16 protein-coding genes are annotated in these 16,961 nt (G+C 71.9%); 7 read left to right on the forward strand and 9 right to left on the reverse strand.

The features are described 5' to 3' along the window. Positions 1–326: 326 nt before the first annotated feature. From efeU to OHS18_RS24610, 6 genes are read left to right on the forward strand one after another with little or no spacing between them, the layout of a single operon-like run. Entirely contained in the window at positions 327–1,172 is an 846-nt protein-coding gene (efeU, locus tag OHS18_RS24585; RefSeq protein WP_328612549.1) for an iron uptake transporter permease EfeU, read from the forward strand. Continuing rightward, on the forward strand, positions 1,169–2,329 hold the full coding sequence (efeO, locus tag OHS18_RS24590; protein WP_328612550.1) for an iron uptake system protein EfeO: 1,161 nt from the start codon (positions 1,169–1,171) through the stop codon (positions 2,327–2,329). Before efeU ends, efeO begins: the two co-directional genes overlap by 4 nt. After that, a complete protein-coding gene (efeB, locus tag OHS18_RS24595) occupies positions 2,326–3,597 on the forward strand; it encodes an iron uptake transporter deferrochelatase/peroxidase subunit (protein WP_328612551.1) in 1,272 nt (423 codons plus the stop codon). The genes efeO and efeB overlap by 4 nt, the downstream gene beginning before the upstream one ends. Before the next feature lie 48 nt (positions 3,598–3,645). Further along, entirely contained in the window at positions 3,646–4,215 is a 570-nt protein-coding gene (locus OHS18_RS24600; protein WP_328448795.1) for a TetR/AcrR family transcriptional regulator, read from the forward strand. After that, positions 4,212–5,354 carry an SGNH/GDSL hydrolase family protein gene (locus OHS18_RS24605; protein ID WP_328612552.1) on the forward strand — a complete coding sequence of 381 codons (1,143 nt, stop codon included), beginning with the start codon at positions 4,212–4,214 and terminating at the stop codon, positions 5,352–5,354. Before OHS18_RS24600 ends, OHS18_RS24605 begins: the two co-directional genes overlap by 4 nt. Before the next feature lie 34 nt (positions 5,355–5,388). After that, the gene (locus OHS18_RS24610) at positions 5,389–5,799 is read left to right on the forward strand and encodes a PPOX class F420-dependent oxidoreductase (protein WP_328448791.1); all 411 of its coding nucleotides are present in this window, start codon (positions 5,389–5,391) and stop codon (positions 5,797–5,799) included. Between the two features lie 168 nt (positions 5,800–5,967). Here OHS18_RS24610 and OHS18_RS24615 read toward each other — a convergent pair whose 3' ends face one another. From OHS18_RS24615 to OHS18_RS24645, 7 genes are all read right to left on the reverse strand, one after another. Then, a complete protein-coding gene (locus OHS18_RS24615) occupies positions 5,968–6,531 on the reverse strand; it encodes a hypothetical protein (protein ID WP_328612553.1) in 564 nt (187 codons plus the stop codon). Continuing rightward, positions 6,528–7,877 (reverse strand): hypothetical protein, encoded by a 1,350-nt coding sequence (locus OHS18_RS24620; RefSeq protein ID WP_328618568.1) that lies wholly within the window; start codon positions 7,875–7,877, stop codon positions 6,528–6,530. The genes OHS18_RS24615 and OHS18_RS24620 overlap by 4 nt, the downstream gene beginning before the upstream one ends. Beyond that, a complete protein-coding gene (locus OHS18_RS24625; protein WP_328448787.1) occupies positions 7,877–8,680 on the reverse strand; it encodes an ABC transporter ATP-binding protein in 804 nt (267 codons plus the stop codon). The genes OHS18_RS24620 and OHS18_RS24625 overlap by 1 nt, the downstream gene beginning before the upstream one ends. 10 nt (positions 8,681–8,690) lie before the next feature. After that, entirely contained in the window at positions 8,691–9,497 is an 807-nt protein-coding gene (locus OHS18_RS24630) for an anti-sigma factor family protein (RefSeq protein ID WP_328612554.1), read from the reverse strand. Then, on the reverse strand, positions 9,494–10,045 hold the full coding sequence (locus tag OHS18_RS24635; protein ID WP_328612555.1) for an RNA polymerase sigma factor: 552 nt from the start codon (positions 10,043–10,045) through the stop codon (positions 9,494–9,496). Before OHS18_RS24635 ends, OHS18_RS24630 begins: the two co-directional genes overlap by 4 nt. Before the next feature lie 141 nt (positions 10,046–10,186). Next, a complete protein-coding gene (locus OHS18_RS24640) occupies positions 10,187–11,116 on the reverse strand; it encodes a MazG family protein (RefSeq protein ID WP_328612556.1) in 930 nt (309 codons plus the stop codon). Further along, positions 11,113–12,129 carry a hypothetical protein gene (locus OHS18_RS24645; RefSeq protein ID WP_328448779.1) on the reverse strand — a complete coding sequence of 339 codons (1,017 nt, stop codon included), beginning with the start codon at positions 12,127–12,129 and terminating at the stop codon, positions 11,113–11,115. Before OHS18_RS24645 ends, OHS18_RS24640 begins: the two co-directional genes overlap by 4 nt. 86 nt (positions 12,130–12,215) lie before the next feature. Here OHS18_RS24645 and OHS18_RS24650 point away from each other — a divergent pair, with 86 nt between their 5' ends. After that, entirely contained in the window at positions 12,216–12,623 is a 408-nt protein-coding gene (locus OHS18_RS24650) for a hypothetical protein (protein ID WP_328612557.1), read from the forward strand. 39 nt (positions 12,624–12,662) lie between these two features. Here OHS18_RS24650 and mfd read toward each other — a convergent pair whose 3' ends face one another. Both mfd and OHS18_RS24660 read right to left on the reverse strand, forming a co-directional pair. Further along, positions 12,663–16,217 (reverse strand): transcription-repair coupling factor, encoded by a 3,555-nt coding sequence (mfd, locus tag OHS18_RS24655; RefSeq protein ID WP_328618569.1) that lies wholly within the window; start codon positions 16,215–16,217, stop codon positions 12,663–12,665. A gap of 24 nt (positions 16,218–16,241) precedes the next feature. Then, complete coding sequence (locus OHS18_RS24660; protein WP_328448775.1) at positions 16,242–16,934, reverse strand: hypothetical protein; 693 nt, start codon at positions 16,932–16,934, stop codon at positions 16,242–16,244. Positions 16,935–16,961 lie beyond the last annotated feature (27 nt).

The following is a 16,961-nucleotide window of genomic DNA, read 5'->3' on the forward strand; positions in this document are numbered from 1 at the left end:
GGACCACCCGAGGGCGGCGGGTCCGGACGTGTGACGGTCGGCTGAGCGGTATCGGCCACCCGATCAGGTTACGGAGCCACTCAAGAGGGACCACGATCGCCTGACAAGGCAAACGCAGGGTAAAAACAGGTCCGCTGCCAGCGACGTCACAGATTTTGTTATCGAGTCGACGCGCAGCACGCTGACCTGCGGTTACCCTAACCTAACTTCGGCCGTCGGTCCCTTTTGCCCGGTTCTTCCGTCGCTCCCGGACGTGCGCGCGCTGGACTTACAGGTGAGCCTTACCTAAAAACTTCACGGGGGCGGACGAAACAGGAGGCGGACCGGTGTTGTTCTCGAGCGCGCTGATCGGGCTACGTGAAGGCCTGGAGGCTGCGCTCGTCGTGAGCATCCTCGTGGCCTTCCTGGTCAAGACCGAGCGGCGCCACGCGCTGCGCTGGGTGTGGCCCGGCGTCGGCGCCGCGGTGCTGCTGTCGATCGCCGTCGGCGCGGTCCTGACCTACACGACCGCCCAGCTGTCGTTCGAGCACCAGGAGCTGCTCGGCGGGAGCCTGTCGATCGTCGCCGTCGTGTTCGTCACGGCGATGATCTTCTGGATGCGCAAGGCGTCCAAGAGCATCGCCGCCGAGCTGCGCGGGAAGATGGACGACGCGCTGGACGTCGGCCCGATGGCCGTGCTGCTGCTGTCGTTCCTCGCGGTCGGCCGGGAGGGCCTGGAAACCGCGGTGTTCTTCTACTCCGCCGTCCAGACCGCGCAGTCGGACACCGTCCAGCCGCTGATCGGGTTCGCCATCGGCATCGTGGCCGCCGTGATCCTGGCGTTCCTGCTCTACAAGGGCGCCGTCCGGTTCAACCTGGCGAAGTTCTTCACGATCACCGGTGTGCTGCTGGTCTTCGTCGCCGCCGGCGTGCTCGGTTACGGCCTGCACGACCTCCAGGAGGCCGCGTTCCTGCCGGGCATCAACACCCTGGCGTTCGACGCGTCGGACGCGCTGCCGGAGACGTCCTGGTACGGCGCGCTCCTGAAGGGCATCTTCAACTACTCGCAGCAGACGACCGTGCTGCAGGCCATCGCGTGGGTCGCCTACGTCGCCATCGTGCTGCCCCTTTTCCTCAAGCCCAGCAAGAAGACCGCGCCGGTGCCCGCCGCCGCGGCCGCCCCGAAGGAGTGACCGTGCGCAAGACCCACAGAACCCCGCTGGCCCTGGTGGCCGGCGCCGCCGCGCTGGTGACGCTGGCCGCGTGCGACGGCCAGGGCACCACCGGCACCGAGTCCTCGACCGGTGCGGCGGGCGGCCCGATCAAGGTCGAGGCCTCGGACACCGCGTGCACCGTCTCGGCCAACACCGCCGCCGCGGGCAACGTGACCTTCGAGATCACCAATAAGGGCGCCAAGGTCACCGAGTTCTACCTCTACGCCGAGGGCGACCGGATCATCGGCGAGGTCGAGAACATCGCGCCGGGCCTCAACCGGCGGCTGATCGTCGAGGCGTCCGACGCGGGCAAGTACCAGACCGCGTGCAAGCCGGGCATGGCCGGCAACGGCATCCGCGGCGACTTCACCATCACCGGCGGCGCGCCGAAGCAGGCCGACGCCAACGCGCGGAAGGCCGCGGCCACCAAGAGCTACGCCGACTACGTCGCGAACAACACCGCCGCGCTGGAGGAGCAGACGGGCAAGTTCGTCGACCTCGTCAAGGCCGGCAAGGTCGACGAGGCGAAGGCCGCGTACGCGACCACCCGCGTCTACTACGAGCGCATCGAGCCGGTGGCCGAGAAGTTCGGCGACCTGGACCCGGCCATCGACGTGCGCGAGGCCGACCTCGAGCCGAACCAGCAGTTCACCGGGTTCCACCGGCTGGAGAAGGACCTCTACGTGACCGGCCTCAAGCCGGACAGCCCGCAGATCGCGGACAAGCTGCTCACCGACGTCAAGGACCTGGTCGCGAAGTCGAAGACCCTCGAGCTGACCGCGCTCGACCTGGCGAACGGCGCGAAGGGCCTGCTCGACGAGGTCGCCACCGGCAAGATCACCGGCGAGGAGGAGACCTTCTCGCACACCGACCTGTGGGACTTCCAGGCCAACGTGGACGGCTCGAAGGGCGCGATCGCCTCGCTGCGGCCGCTGCTGCAGGAGCGTGACGCGGCCCTCGTGTCCACTTTGGACAAGGAGTTCGCGAACGTGCAGGGCCTGCTGGACAAAACCCGCGTCGGGGACGGCTACAAGTTCTACAACCAGCTGTCCCAGGACGAGATCAAGGCCTTCGCCAGCGCCGTCGACGCGCTGAGCGAGCCGCTGAGCAAGGTTGCGGAGGTTGTGTCACGGTGACGTTGAAAGGCGGGACCGAAGACGGCACCCGCGTCTCCCGCCGGAAGCTCTTCGGCCTGGCGGGAGCGGGTGTCGCGCTCGCCGGAGCCGGAGCCGCGGCGGGCATCGGGATCGACAAAGCGACCAGCGGCAACGCCGAGGCGGCGGTGACCACCGTCGACTTCCACGGCGAGCACCAGGCCGGCATCGTCACGCCGGCCCAGGCGAACCTGCACTTCGCCGCCTTGGACGTCACGACGAAGGACCGCGAGAAGCTGCGACAGCTGCTCAAGACGTGGACCGACGCGGCCCGCCGGATGACGGAGGGCCAGGAGGTCGTCGCGAACGGCGCGGTCGGCGGCGGCGAGTTCGCCCCGCCGGGAGACACCGGCGAGGCGCTCGACCTGCCGGCGTCGCACCTGACGCTGACCATCGGGTTCGGGCCGTCGCTGTTCGACGGCCGCTTCGGCCTCGCGGCCAAGCGGCCGCCGCAGCTGATCGACCTGCCGCTGTTCCCGAAGGACAAGCTCGACCCCGCCCGCAGCGGCGGCGACCTGTGCATCCAGGCGTGCGCGGACGACCCGCAGGTCGCCGTGCACGCGGTGCGCAACCTGGTGCGGCTCGGCTTCGGCGTCACCGAGGTCCGCTGGTCGCAGCTCGGTTTCGGCCGCAGCTCGTCGACGTCGCGGGCGCAGCAGACCCCGCGGAACCTGTTCGGCTTCAAGGACGGCACGAACAACATCAAGTCCGAGGACACCGACTACCTGCGCGACCAGGTGTGGGCCACGGCGGCCGACGGGCAGGCGTGGATGGCGGGCGGCAGCTACCTGGTGGCCCGCCGGATCCGGATGCACATCGAGACGTGGGACCGCGAAACCCTCGACGGTCAGCAGAAGATCATCGGCCGCACGAAGGGCGTCGGAGCGGCTTTGGGGCAGCAGAACGAGTTCGACGAGATCGACCTGGAAGTCGGCGGCGCGGGCGGCGAGAAGCTGATCGCGGAGGACGCCCACGTCCGGCTGGCGTCGCACCAGGCGTTGAACGGGACGCGGATCCTGCGCCGTGGTTACAACTTCGTCGACGGCTCCGACGGCGTCGGGCACCTCGAAGCCGGGCTGTTCTTCCTGGCGTTCAACCGGGACACGCGCAAGCAGTACGTCCCGATGCAGCAGGCGCTGTCCTCGAAGGACGCGATGATGGAGTACGTCCAGCACACGGGTTCGGCGCACTTCGCCGTCCCACCGGGCGTTTCGTCGACCGGCTCCTGGGGCGACGCCCTGTTTGCCTAATGCCTTTAGGCTGATCTACACTCGCTTTAGGCAAAAGGGAGTGTAGTCATGGTTCGTGCTGGGTTGACCACGGAACGCGTCGTGCGCGCCGGGGCGGAGCTGGCCGACGAGGCCGGCTTCGAGCAGGTGACGCCGTCGGAGCTGGCGCGGCGGTTCGACGTCAAGGTCGCGAGCCTCTATTCGCACGTCAAGAACGCGCACGACCTGCGGACGAAGATCGCCCTGCTCGCGCTGGAGGAGCTCGCCGACCGGGCCGCCGCCGCGCTGGCCGGGCGGGCGGGGCGCGACGCGCTCGTGGCCTTCGCCGACGTCTACCGCGACTACGCCCGGGAGCACCCTGGGCGGTACGCCGCCGCGCAATTCCGGCTCGACCCGGAGACCGCCGCCGCGAGCGCCGGGGTCCGGCACTCGCAGATGATGCGCGCGATCCTGCGGGGTTACGACCTCACCGGGCCGGACGAGACGCACGCCGTCCGGTTGCTGGGCAGCGTCTTCCACGGCTACGTCGACCTGGAGTCCCAGGGCGGCTTCGACCACAGCTCCCCCGCCTCCCAGGAGTCCTGGACCCGGATCCTGGCCGTCCTCGACACCCTTCTCCGCGATTGGCCCCAGTCATGATCACCACCCCCGTCACCGCCTCGCTGGTCCGCGGCGCCCTCGAACTCGAGCCCACCGAGCTCGGCCTGGTCCCGCACCGGCTGCCCGCACGGGCCCGGACGCAGAACACCGACCCGCGCCTCACCATGGCCGAAGCGCAGCCCGCGGGCGTGCGGCTGCGGTTCCGGACCCGGGCCGACGTCGTCGAGCTGGAAACCCGGCCCACCAAGGTGGTGTACCCCGGCGCCCCGCCGCGGCCGGACGGCGTCTACGACCTGCTCGTCGACGGCCGCCTCGAGCGATCCGGCGTGGTCGAGGGCGGCAGCACGCTGACCGTCGACCTGGCCACCGGCGCCGGTTCGCGGGCCGACGGCCCGACCGGCCGCGTCCGGTTCGCCGGACTCGGCGCCGGCCTCAAGGACGTCGAAATCTGGTTGCCGCACAACGAAATCACCGAACTGGTGGCCCTACGCACCGACGCGCCGGTCGAGGCCGCGCCGGCCCCGGGCCGGGTCTGGCTGCACCACGGCAGCTCGATCAGCCACGGTTCGAACGCCGCGACCCCGTCCGGGACGTGGCCCGCGCTCGCCGCCACCGCCGCAGGAGTGGATCTGGTGAACCTCGGGTTCAGCGGCAACGCGCTGCTCGACCCGTTCACCGCCCGCGCCATGCGCGACACCCCGGCCGACCTGATCAGCGTCAAGCTCGGCATCAACGTCGTCAACGCCGACCTGATGCGCCTGCGCGCGTTCGGCCCGGCCGTGCACGGGTTCCTCGACACGATCCGCGACGGCCACCCGGACACGCCGCTGCTGGTCGTCTCGCCGATCCTCTGTCCGATCCACGAAGAGACGCCGGGGCCCGGGGACTTCGACCACGAGGCGCTGGCCGCCGGCGAGGTGCGGTTCCGCGCCACCGGCGACCCCGCCGAGACGGCCGCGGGCAAGCTGACGCTGCAGGTCATCCGCAGCGAGCTGGCGCGGATCGTGGCGGCTCGCCAGGATGCCCGGCTGTACTACCTCGACGGCCGCGAGTTGTACGGCGAAGCGGACTTCGCGGAGTTCCCGCTGCCGGACAACCTGCACCCGGACCCGGCGGCGCACCGCCGGATCGGCGAGCGGTTCACGAAACTCGTGTTCGCCGACGGCGTCTTCTCTTGACTTCAAGCGAGCTTGAAGTTGGAGGCTGGAGGTCATGTTCACCGAAGCAGAGCTCGCGTACCTCGCCGGCCAGCCCCTCGGCCGCCTGGCGACGGCCCAGCCCGACGGCAAGCTCCAGGTCAACCCGGTCGGCTTCCGCTACAACCCGGACGAGCGGACGATCGACGTCACCGGGCACAACCTGCGCTCCAGCAAGAAATTCCGCAACATCGCGACGAACGACCAGGTCGCGTTCGTCGTCGACGACCTCCCGTCGACGAACCCGTGGCGCGTCCGCTGCCTGGAGATCCGCGGCCGCGCCGAGGCGCTGGTCGGCGTCGCCCTGCCGGACAACCACTTCGACGACGCGGTGATCCGCATCCACCCGGCCCGGATCCTCGCCTTCGGCGTCGAGGACTGGGACCGGGAGCCGTTGGAGCTGGAGACGAACATCCGCAACGTCTGACGCACCGGCGGTGCGGGCGCTGGGGGTGCCCGCACCGGCGTCCGATGCCCCGCCGGTCACGTGAGGTTCCCCCGCGCACGCCCGAGCTACGGAGCCCGAGCCTCCAGATCCCGGACGGAACCTCGCGTGCCCGGTGGGGCATCACGCGAGATCCGCGCGGCCGCACGGCTACCGGCGGCCACCCCAGGCCGTGTAGGCCACCGTGCCCGCCACCGCCAGCACCACGGCCGTCCAGGTGGCGGCGGTCGTGGCCGGTGGTTGCAGCATCCAGGCCACGATGTGGCTCGTCGTCGAGCCGTCGTGCTGGACGAACGGGGTGATGCCCGCCCAGAGCAGGGGCAGCGTCCAGCCGAACTGACCGCCCGCGACCGTCGCCGCCAGGCCGGCCAGGCCCAGCAGGCCCGCGGCGTCACGCAGGATGATCGGCAAGTCGACAGTGGACGCACCCAGCTCCTGGACGGCCGGCACGGCGCCACCGGCCACGAGGCCGATCAGCGCCAGGTGGGCGAACCGGCGGACCGGCCACGGCAGCGCCGCGGTGCGGTCGAGGTCCGGGTCCTGGCCGCTGAGCCCGATCGCCGCCACCGCGATCGCGGCCGTGAGCGTCAGCATGACCGGTACCGGCGACCACCAGTCGCGCGCCAGGAACCACAGGCCCGCCGTGGCCACCAGCAGGGCCGCGAACGCCGCCGGGAGCTGTCTCGACCGGGCGTAGAGCAGCACCCACCTCATCGCAGCGCCCCCGGCACCAGTGTGTCGATCGGGTCACCGTGGCAGGTCAGCAGCACCTGGCGCAGCGCGACGATCCGGGCGAACTGGACGTCCGCCGGGAGCGCGTGGAACTTCTGCCACACCGGCTCGATCCGGCCGGACTCGTGGCGGAACCAGCTGCCGCCGTACTCGGGCAGCAGCTTCAGCTCGCCGGTGAAGTACGCCGCCGCGATCATGCGGCTGCCCGTGTCGGGCACGTCGCCGTAACTCGGTGGCATGCACGCGGGCAGCCCGGCGCCGGACAGCACCGCGAGCCGCAGGGTGCTCGCGTCGGCCGTGAGCAGGTCGTCGTTGATCTGGAAGTCCAGGTAGACGACGCCGGGATCGCGGGCGGGCCGGGCGGCGACGGAGTTCGGCGCCGTCCGCTCCTCGATCCGGGTGGGCGCGCCGGGCAGCTTCGCCAGCATCGCCAGCGCTTCCCGCCCCGGCGCGGCCAGCGCGGCCAGCCGGTCTTCATGAGCCCGGCTGACGCAGATCGGGCCGTCGCAGAGCTTCTGCGCGGCGATGCTGTCCGCGGTCAGGAGCCCGCCGGCGGAAGCCGGGAAGACCGGCAGGGCGATCGCCGCCCCGGCCACCACCGGCAGCAGGCCCAGGACCCTGGCCCGCGCGGAATTCGCCGCCAGCACCAGGAATCCCGTCACGGCGAGCCCGAAGAACCACGCCGTCTGCCCGAGGTCCACCGACGTCGCCGTCGTCACCAGTGCGCCCCGTGGCTCCCCGAAGACCGGCGTCAGCAACCCGAATCGGATGTACGAGACCGCAGCACTCCCCTCGAGCGACGTCAGCACCGACACCACCAGGGTCAGCACGGCCAGCGCGGGCGCGGTCAGCGGGTGCGGCAGCAGCCGCCCGATCGCCAGGCCGATCCAGCTCCCCGCCACGACGGCGAGCAGGCCGACGAAGAGGACCGGCAGGAAGCTCGCGGACACGAACCCGCCGTGCCCGAGCACCTCGGCCAGGCCGACGGCGAACACCACCACGACCCCGAGCGCGCTCAGCGCCCCCACGGCACCGGCCAGCCGCAGCGCCCGGTGCCAGCCCGGCCGGGACGTCGTGGACAACAGCTCGACCATGCCGGAGCGACTGTCGCGCATCCCCTGGATCGCCCCGGCGCCGACGGCGATCGGCCACAGGAACACCAGCAGGAACCGCAGCCACAGCGCGGTGGTCGTCGTGTTCCCCGTCCACGGCGCCGGCACCTTCCACCACGGGCCGGGCAGCAGGAACAGGAACCCGAGCGCGACGACGACCAGCGCCAGCCCGGCCCAGGGCGCGATGGTGCGCCGGAGTTCGATGCGGAAGACCATCACCAGGCCCCCTTGCCCGGCTCGTGGTTCAGCAGCGCCGAATACCCGCGCTCGATCGGGCTGTCGCCGACGTGGTCCGGCGTCCCGGCCGCGGCCAGTTCGCCGGGGGTGCCCTGGAAGACCAGCTTGCCCGCGTCGAACAGCACGACGTCGGAGCAGGCCGTGGCGACGTCCTCGACCAGGTGCGTCGAGATCAGCACGCACGAGTCCTGGCCCAGCTCCTGGACGAGCTCGCGGAACCGGACGCGCTGCGCCGGGTCGAGGCCGGCCGTCGGCTCGTCGAACAGCAGGACGTCCGGGTCGTTGACGATCGCCTGGGCGATCCCGACGCGCCGGACCATGCCGCCGGACAACGTCTTCATCCGGTCGTCGGCGCGGTCGGCCAGCCCGACGCGCTCGATCGCCCGCTGCACCGCGCCCGGGACGTCCGCCTTCGGCACTTCCTTGAGCCACGCCAGGTATTCGACGAACTCGCGGACCGTGAACCGCTTGTAGTACCCGAAGTTCTGCGGCAGGTAGCCGATCCGGCGGCGCAGGCCGCGCTGCCCGGTACGCCCCCCGACGGGTGCGCCGAGCAGCGTCAGCCGGCCTTCCGCCGGCCTGAGCACCGTCGCCAGCGCGCGGATCAGCGTCGTCTTGCCCGCGCCGTTCGGCCCGAGCAAGCCGTGTACCCCCTTGCCGAGGGACAGGTCCAGCCCGTCCACCGCCATTTTCCGCCGCCCTGCCCGCACCTTGAGCCCCTCGGCCTGGATCTCCCAGGCGTAGGCCGTTGGCGCGATCTCGGCGGCCCCGACAGCACGCATGTCTTCCTCCCTAGTTGCCCACGCCGAGCCGGGTGAAGGCGCCCTTGTGCAGGGCGACCACCACCGTCGTCAGCGCGAAGACCCCCGCCCACACCGGCAACGCGCCGGTGGTGAGCGCAAACGTTTGCTGCTGGGCCACCGCGGACGGCAGCACCACCAGCGCGGCCCAAGCCGCGATCAGCGCGTACGCCGCCCGGGTGACCCCGATCAGCCCGCCCAGCGCGAGCGTGCCGGTGGTGTAGGCCAAGCTCGGCAGCAGCCAGAGCGCGACGCCGGTCCCGGTCAGCCAGCCGGCGGCCCCGAGCACCGGCAGCACGACGAGCAGCACCGCCACCGTCCGCCGCGCGATCAGGTACAGCCCGGCCCGCGGGGTCGAGACGACGACCTCGTACGCCGGGTCGAGCCCCCGCGCCCACGACGCGGCCACACCCAGCACCGGCAGCACCGGGGCGAACAGCTGCACCGCCGTCGTGTCGAACACCGTGTGCCAGAACTGGTCGAACACCACCGCGAGCAGCGTGAGCAGCACGATCATCGCCAGCCACGGCACCATCACCGGGGTGACCCAGGTCGACAGCCACCGCCGCTTCGGATGCGGCACCGGACGTGGGTGCGCGGGTGCGCTCGGCAGCTCGATGTCCACCGCGAGCCGCGACCAGACGAGGTCCACCACCGGCTGCACCGGGGTCAGCGCGGCCAGCCTCGCCCGGCACTGGGCGCAGGCCTCGAGGTGCGCTTCGAGGCCCCAGAGCTGGTCACCGGGGAGGTCGTCACCCGCCGCGTACCCGGTGATGAGCCGGTCCGTCGCATGGTTCATGACAGTGCCTCCCGCATCGCGATCCGTGCCCGGCGGGCGCGGGTCTTGACGGTTCCTTCCGGCAGCCCGAGCAGGACGGCGGTCTCGCGGACGGTCAGCCCGTCGAGCACCATCGCCTGCAGCACCGCTCGCAGTTCGGGCGCGAGGTCGCGCAGCGCGTCCCCGACCTCGTCGCCGACCGCCGCCGCCAGCGCCTCTTCTTCGGCGCCGGGCGCCGGCGCGACGTCGAGCGCCATCACCGGCGGCGGTTGCGCGTGGTGCGCCCGCCGGCGGAAGGCGTCGACCAGCCGCCGCACGGCGATGGTCCACACCCAGCCGACCGCGGAGCCGCCCGTCGCGGCCCCCGCGAACGAGCCCGCGGCGCGCCAGACGGCCAGGTACGTCTCCTGCATGACCTCGGCGACGACCTGCTCGTCCGCGCACCGGCGGCGCAGGCGCACGGCCAGCCAGGGCGACGTGCGGCGGTAGAGCTCTTCGAACGCCGCGCGGTCGCCCTTGGCCGTGCGCCGGACGAGGTGCTCCTCGTCGGCGTCCTCCAGTGGCTTCATCCTCACACCAGGCAAGACGCCGGAAGACCCGATCCGGTTCTCACCCGACCGTGACCTGCGTCACGCTCACTTTCCCTAGGAAAGATACGTCCAGGGCCCCTTCGGACGCATCTTTCCTAGGGAAAGTGGCGCTTGGGGGGGTCAGTCGCGGGTGGGCCAGAACTTGCGCCAGCCGTCGGCTTCCAGGGTGGTCGGCTCCAGGCCCGCGTCGCGGGCGGCCTGCTCGGCGGCGCGGACCTCCAGGGCGAACCCCTTCGCCAGCGCTCGCAGCTCACCCTCGGGGTCGACGCCCGCGCGGCGGGCCGTGGCCGCGATGCGGAACAGCTGGGCGGCCGCGTTCGAGCCCTCGGGGAAGAGGTCGAGCGGGATGCCGGCGCGGCCGCTGCGCTGGCCGAGCTTGCCCGCCAGCGCGACCGCCGGCTGGCCGAGCGCGACGCCATCCACAATGGACAGACGTTGCTTCTCGCGCTGCTTCAGCTCTTCCCACTTGAGGTTCTGGTGCTCGACCGTGCGCACCTCGTCGGCGTCGGCGAAGACGTGCGGGTGCCGGCCGACCAGCTTCTCGACCAGGGCGGCCGCGACGTCGTCGATGCCGAACGGGTCGGCCGGGTCCTCGGCGGCGACGCGGGCGTGGAAGAGCACCTGCAGCAGGACGTCGCCGAGCTCCTCGCGCAACGCCTCCCGGTCGCCGTCTTCGATCGCGTCGAGCAGTTCGTAGGTCTCCTCGACCAGGTACTGCCGCAGCGACTCGTGCGTCTGCACGGCGTCCCACGGGCAGCCGCCCGGCGAGCGCAGCCGGTCCATCACGTCCGCGGCCTCGACCAGCGGCGGGACGGGCGTGTCGATGACCTGCGCGCCGGTCGCGATGAGCAGGGACGCGGCGGGCTCCTCGCGCGACGTCGCGAGCAGCACGATGTCCTTCAGCGACCGCGCCTCCGTGACGGCCGGGACCCCGAACACCGCGGGGTCGACGTCCGTGGCCGCGTAGACGGCCGTGGACTCACGCAGGATCTTCAGCGCCGCGGCGGGCAGTGTCGCCCCGCGGACGACTACGACGACGCCCGAGCTCACTGCTGCGCGGACGAGCCCCGGACCAGCACCGCGCCCCGGGCGGGGTTCAGGCTCGGCACGACGCTCATGCTCATGACGTCCCACACGCCGTAGCGGGGGTTGATGCGCAGCCCGGTCTGGTCGACGTAGGGCTGCAGCAGCCGCGTGCCGATCGCGGTCAGCTGCGCGTCCGACGGCTTCTGCGGCGGCTGGTCGGCCGGCACCGCCTGGTCGGTGCCACGGGTGTGGATCACGAAGACGAACCAGTCCGGGCTCTGCGGCTTCTCCGCCTGGAAGACGACGACGCTGCCCTGGGGCGAGCCGAACACCGGAGTCGACGCCAGCCCGGGGTACTGGTCGGCGCCGAAGAGCTGCGACCCCCCGGCGGTGAACCCGCTGGGAGCGGGCATCCCGGTCTGCTGCGCCTGCTGTCCTTCCGCCTGCGCCTGCTGGATCGCGGCCGTCATCTTGCCGGGGTCGGCCAGGAACTGCTTCCCGTAGTCGAGGGCCCGGGCGCGCGTGACGTCGTCGTCGTCACCCGAGGCTTTGATGCCGAGGTACTCCGCACCGACCGACAGCTTCGGCAGGTACTTCTGGGCGAGCTGCTGCTCGAGGACGACGTCGGTCGCCGTCTCGGTGCGGTCGCGCAGCTGGGAGATGATCTGGGTGACGGCGACCTGGTCGCCCTGGCCGGTGTCGGTCACCGGGGCGGCGGTCTCCTGCGCGATGAGGCCGGCGATCTTCTTCTGGTCGGCGACGATGCCTTCCCGCTGTGCGGCGTTCGCCGTCAGCTCGTGCAGCACCTGCTGCCGGACGACCTCCCGGCCCAGCAGCTCCACCTTGTGCTCACGCGCGAGCTTCTGCGCGTACGGCTGAGTCCGGACGGCCTGGTCGATCAGCGACTGCACCTGTTCGAGCGAGACCGAGCGGTCGCCGACGATCGCGGCGCTGCCGACCTGACTGGGGCCCGTGCCGCACCCGGCGAGCAGAAGACCTCCGGCAACGACCGCGACCAGCGCGCGAGGGCGCCCCATGATCCGCATCACAGCGCATACCCTCTCACACCATCGCACCCGAAACGCAACACCGGTGCGGTGTCGCCGGGCGTAACGTCGATCCCATGGACCACTGGCTGACCATCGAGGTCTTCGATGGCGAGTCCACGGCTTCGTTGTGGCGGCTCGCCCGGGGTGACGCACTGACCGAAGCAGCACTGACGAACGGCGCCGAGCAGTGGGTGTGGCACGAACACCGCTGGGGCGTCGTGCTGGAGATCGAATTCCGTTCCGGGGAAAGCCGGGACGCGTTCCGGGCGTTGCCGGTCGTGACGGCGGCGCTCGACGCCGTGCCCGACCCGGCGCGCGGACTGCTCGTGTACCCGGGCCGCGGTGGCGGCGCGGGCACGCGAAAGCCGCGCAAGCCACGCCCGAAGCCGATGGCGGACGCCGGGGCGATCCCGGTGCCGGTCGAGCAGGTGCGGATGGGGCTGGCGACGCCGACACCGCCGATGTTCAGCGAAGTCGGCTGAGCGACGGGCGTCCGGTACCCGACCGGACGCCCGTTTCCCTTACACCGCCGCCGGTTTCTTCGTCAGCTGCGTCAGCAGCTTGGCGCAGCAGCCGAGCAGTTCCTCGTCGCGCAGCGTCGGGGCGCCGATGCGGCCGCCCGCCGCGCCTTCCGTGGGCTTCGGGACCGACACGGTGTTCGTCACGGCCTTGAACGTCGCCTTCGGGTACAACCGCTTCAACCGCACCATCTGCGAGTCCTGCAGCGGCAGCGGTGCGAACCGGATCGTGTTGCCCTGGACGGCCACCTCCGTCACGCCCGCCTCGCGGCAGGTGTGCCGGAACCTCGCCACCGCCAGCAGGCGGTTGACCGGCGCCGGCGGCTGGCCGTAGCGGTCGATCAGCTCTTCGCGCACCGCGTCCAGGCCTTCGGTGTCCGGCGCCGCCGCGATCTTGCGGTACGCCTCCAGCCGCAGCCGCTCGCCCGGGATGTAGTCGTGCGGCAGGTGCGCGTCGATCGGGAGGTCGACGCGGACGTCGGCCAGCTCCTCGTCTTCGGCCGGCTCCGCGCCCGCGTGCCGGCGGAAGGCGTCGACCGCTTCGCCGACCAACCGCACGTACAGGTCGAACCCGACACCCGCGATGTGCCCGGACTGTTCCGCGCCCAGGATGTTGCCCGCGCCGCGGATTTCGAGGTCCTTCATGGCGACGGCCATGCCCGCGCCCAGTTCGGTGTTCTGGGCGATCGTCGCGAGCCGGTCGTGCGCGGTCTCGGTCAGCGGCGCTTCCGGTGGGTACAGGAAGTACGCGTACCCGCGCTCACGACCACGCCCGACGCGGCCGCGCAGCTGGTGCAGCTGCGCCAGCCCGAGCAGGTCACCGCGCTCGACCAGCAGCGTGTTCGCGTTCGAGATGTCCAGCCCGGTCTCGACGATCGTGGTGCACACCAGGACGTCGTACTCGTTTTCCCAGAAGCCCTGGATGATCTTCTCGAGCTTGTCCTCGTTCATCTGGCCGTGCGCGGTGACGACCCGCGCCTCCGGCACCAGCTCCCGGATGTGCCGCGCGGCCTTCTCGATCGAGGAAACGCGGTTGTGGACGTAGAAGACCTGGCCGTCGCGCAGCAGTTCGCGGCGGATGGCGGCGCCGACCTGCTTGTCGTCGTAGGAGCCGACGTAGGTCAGGATCGGGTGGCGATCCTCCGGCGGGGTCAGGATCGTCGACATCTCGCGGATGCCGGCCAGCGACATCTCGAGCGTGCGCGGGATCGGCGTCGCGGACATCGTCAGGACGTCGACGTGCGTGCGCAGCGCCTTGATGTGCTCCTTGTGCTCGACGCCGAAGCGCTGCTCCTCGTCGACGATGACCAGGCCGAGATCCTTGTAGCGGATGCCGGTCTGCAGCAGGCGGTGCGTGCCGATGACGATGTCGACCTCGCCGCCGGCGAGCTGCTCCAGGATGATGTCCGACTCGGTCTTGTTCGTGAACCGGGACAGGCCCTTGATCGTCACCGGGAACGAGCGCATCCGCTCGTGGAAGGTGTTGAGGTGCTGCTGGGCGAGCAGCGTCGTCGGGACGAGCACGGCGACCTGCTTGCCGTCCTGCACCGCCTTGAACGCGGCGCGCACGGCGATCTCGGTCTTGCCGTAGCCGACGTCGCCGCAGATCACGCGGTCCATCGGGACGCCGCGCTGCATGTCCGACTTGACCTCGTCGATCGCGGCGAGCTGGTCGTTGGTCTCGGTGAACGGGAAGGCGTCCTCCAGCTCGCCCTGCCACGGCGTGTCCGGGCCGAACGCGTGCCCGGGCGCAGCCTGGCGCGCGGCGTAGAGCTGCACCAGCTCGGCGGCGATCTCCTTGACCGCCTTCTTGGCGCGGGCCTTGGTGTTCTTCCAGTCGGAGCCACCCAGCTTGTTGAGCGTGGGCAGTTCGCCGCCGACGTACTTGGACACCTCGTCGAGCTGGTCGGTCGGCACGAACAGGCGGTCACCGGGGTGGCCGCGCTTGGACGAGCCGTACTCCAGCAGCAGGTATTCGCGGGTCGCGCCGGCGACGGTGCGCTGCACCATCTCGACGAACCGGCCGATGCCGTGCTGCTCGTGGACGACGTAGTCGCCGTTCTTGAGCGCCAGCGGGTCGACGGCGTTGCGCCGCCGCGACGGCATCTTGGTCGTGAGGTCCTTTGTGGACGTTCCGGCGCCGGCGCCACGGCCGGTGAGGTCCGCCTCCGACAGCACGACGAGGGCGCGCTCCGGCGAGACGAACCCTTCGGTGAGGGCGCCGCAGGTGACCGTGACCGTGCCGGGCGGGAGCGCGCCGGTGACGCCGTCACCCGCCAGCGTCGCCGGGACGTCGGCGCTCGACAGCTGCTCGACGGCGCGCGACGCGGTGCCCTGGCCGGCGACGACGAGCACCGCCGTGCCGCCCGCCGCGGTGTGCGCGCGCAGGTCCGCCGTCGCGCGCTCGATCTCGCCGCGGTAGGCCGGCGAGGCCTCCACCGAGACGCGGTAGACGTCCGGGTCTTCGCTGGTCAGCTGGCTCAGCGTCCACCAGGTGCGCTTGGTGTCCCGCGCGTGCGAGGCGATCCCGTCGAGCCCGCGGTAGGCGGACGAGCCGAGGTCGATCGGGGCCAGCCCGCCCGCCGCGGCCGTCGTCCAGGACGCTTCGAGGAACTCCTGGCCGGTGCGGACGAGGTCGGCGGCGCGGGCGCGGATCTTCTCCGGGTCGGTCAGCAGCACGTGGGTGCCGACCGGCATCGCGTCGGTGAGCAGCTCCAGCTCGCCTTCGCAGAGCACCGGGATGAGCGCTTCCATGCCTTCGACGGGGATGCCGTCGGCCAGCTTGGTGAGCATCTCGGACAGGTGCGCGTCGGCTTCGTACGTCTTCGCCAGCTCCGCGGCCTTGTCCTTGACCGGCTGGGTGAGCAGCAGCTCCCGGCACGGCGGCGCGGTGACGCGCGGGATCTCGCCGGGCAGCGACCGCTGGTCGGAGACGGCGAACGCGCGGATCTCGCTGACCTCGTCACCCCAGAACTCGACCCGGACCGGGTGCTGCGCGGTCGGGCCGAACAGGTCGAGGATGCCGCCGCGGACGGCGAACTCGCCGCGCTTCTCGACCATGTCGACGCGGGTGTAGGCCAGCTCGACCAGCCGTTCCAGCAGGCCCTCGAAGCTCTGTTCCTCGCCGACGACCAGGTCGACCGGGGCCAGCGAGCCCAGGCCGGGGGCCATCGGCTGGATCAGGCTGCGGACGGTGGCGACGACGACGCGCAGGTCGTCGGCCCCGGTCTTCAGCCGGTGGAGCACCTCCAGCCGCCGCCCGACGGTGTCGGCGCGGGGCGAGAGCCGCTCGTGGGGCAGCGTCTCCCAGGACGGGAAGTCGGCGACTTTCGCGGTGCCGAGCAGGGCGCCCAGCGACGCGGTCAGCTCGTCGGCCTCGCGGCCGGTGGCGGTCACGACGAGCACGGGTTTCCCGGCGCCGTCGTCGGAGGCGAGGGCCGCGGCGACGAGCTGCCGCGCGGCGATCGGCCCTTGGAGTTCGAGCAGCGGCGCACCGGCGCGCTCGACCACTCCGCGCAGGGCCGGGTCGGGAAGTATGGCGGTAAGGAGTCCGGACAGTGAAGCGTCGGTCACGGTCCCAGCCTACGTGCCACCCCCGACAGGTTTCCGGTCACCGCTGGCCGCGCGGGTGCTCAGGGCCCGGCGGTAGGCGGGCCGGGCCGGACCGTCGCGGAGTACCGGCGACGCCGGCCGGCCGGGCCGCGCGGCGGCCGGCTCGGGGAGCGTCGAGAGCCGCCGGAACACGTCCTCGGCCAGGTCGCCCAGGGCCCGGAGGTTGACCCAGGTGGCGTTGAACCGCCGGCAGTGCCCGGCGCGGCCGTCCCAGGGCTCCGGCGGGAGCCGCACGATCGGGCCGCCCTCCGCGTCGTCCAGCATGAAGTGGTGGGTCCGGCCCGGCCCGCCGACGCTGACCAGCCCGAAGTCGTGGACGAGCGAGCAGCGAAGGGCGTAGAGCGCCTCTCGTTCCGGCTCGCCCACTCCCGGCGCGAAGTACCGCAGCGCCCGGACGACCGGCGGGCCCGGCACCGCGGGCACCCCGGCCGGCCGGTAGGCGCTGCCCACCTGGTCGACCAGCATCAGGTAGCCGACGGCACCCAGCCAGTTCCCGCTCAAGGCGCCGCTGCCCGGCTCGATCCGGCCGGTTTCCGGGTTCCGGCCGGTCGCCTGCCGCGCCTCGCGCAGCACGGCGATCAGGCGGGACGCCCGGTGCGGTCGCTCGGCCGGCAGCCGGCACGCCACCGGCGTCCCCCGCTCGGACCAGTTCACCTTCGCCATGCCGATGAGTCGGCGCCGCCCCGCCCG

The organism is Amycolatopsis sp. NBC_00355, assembly GCF_036104975.1.
GTDB lineage: Bacteria > Actinomycetota > Actinomycetes > Mycobacteriales > Pseudonocardiaceae > Amycolatopsis.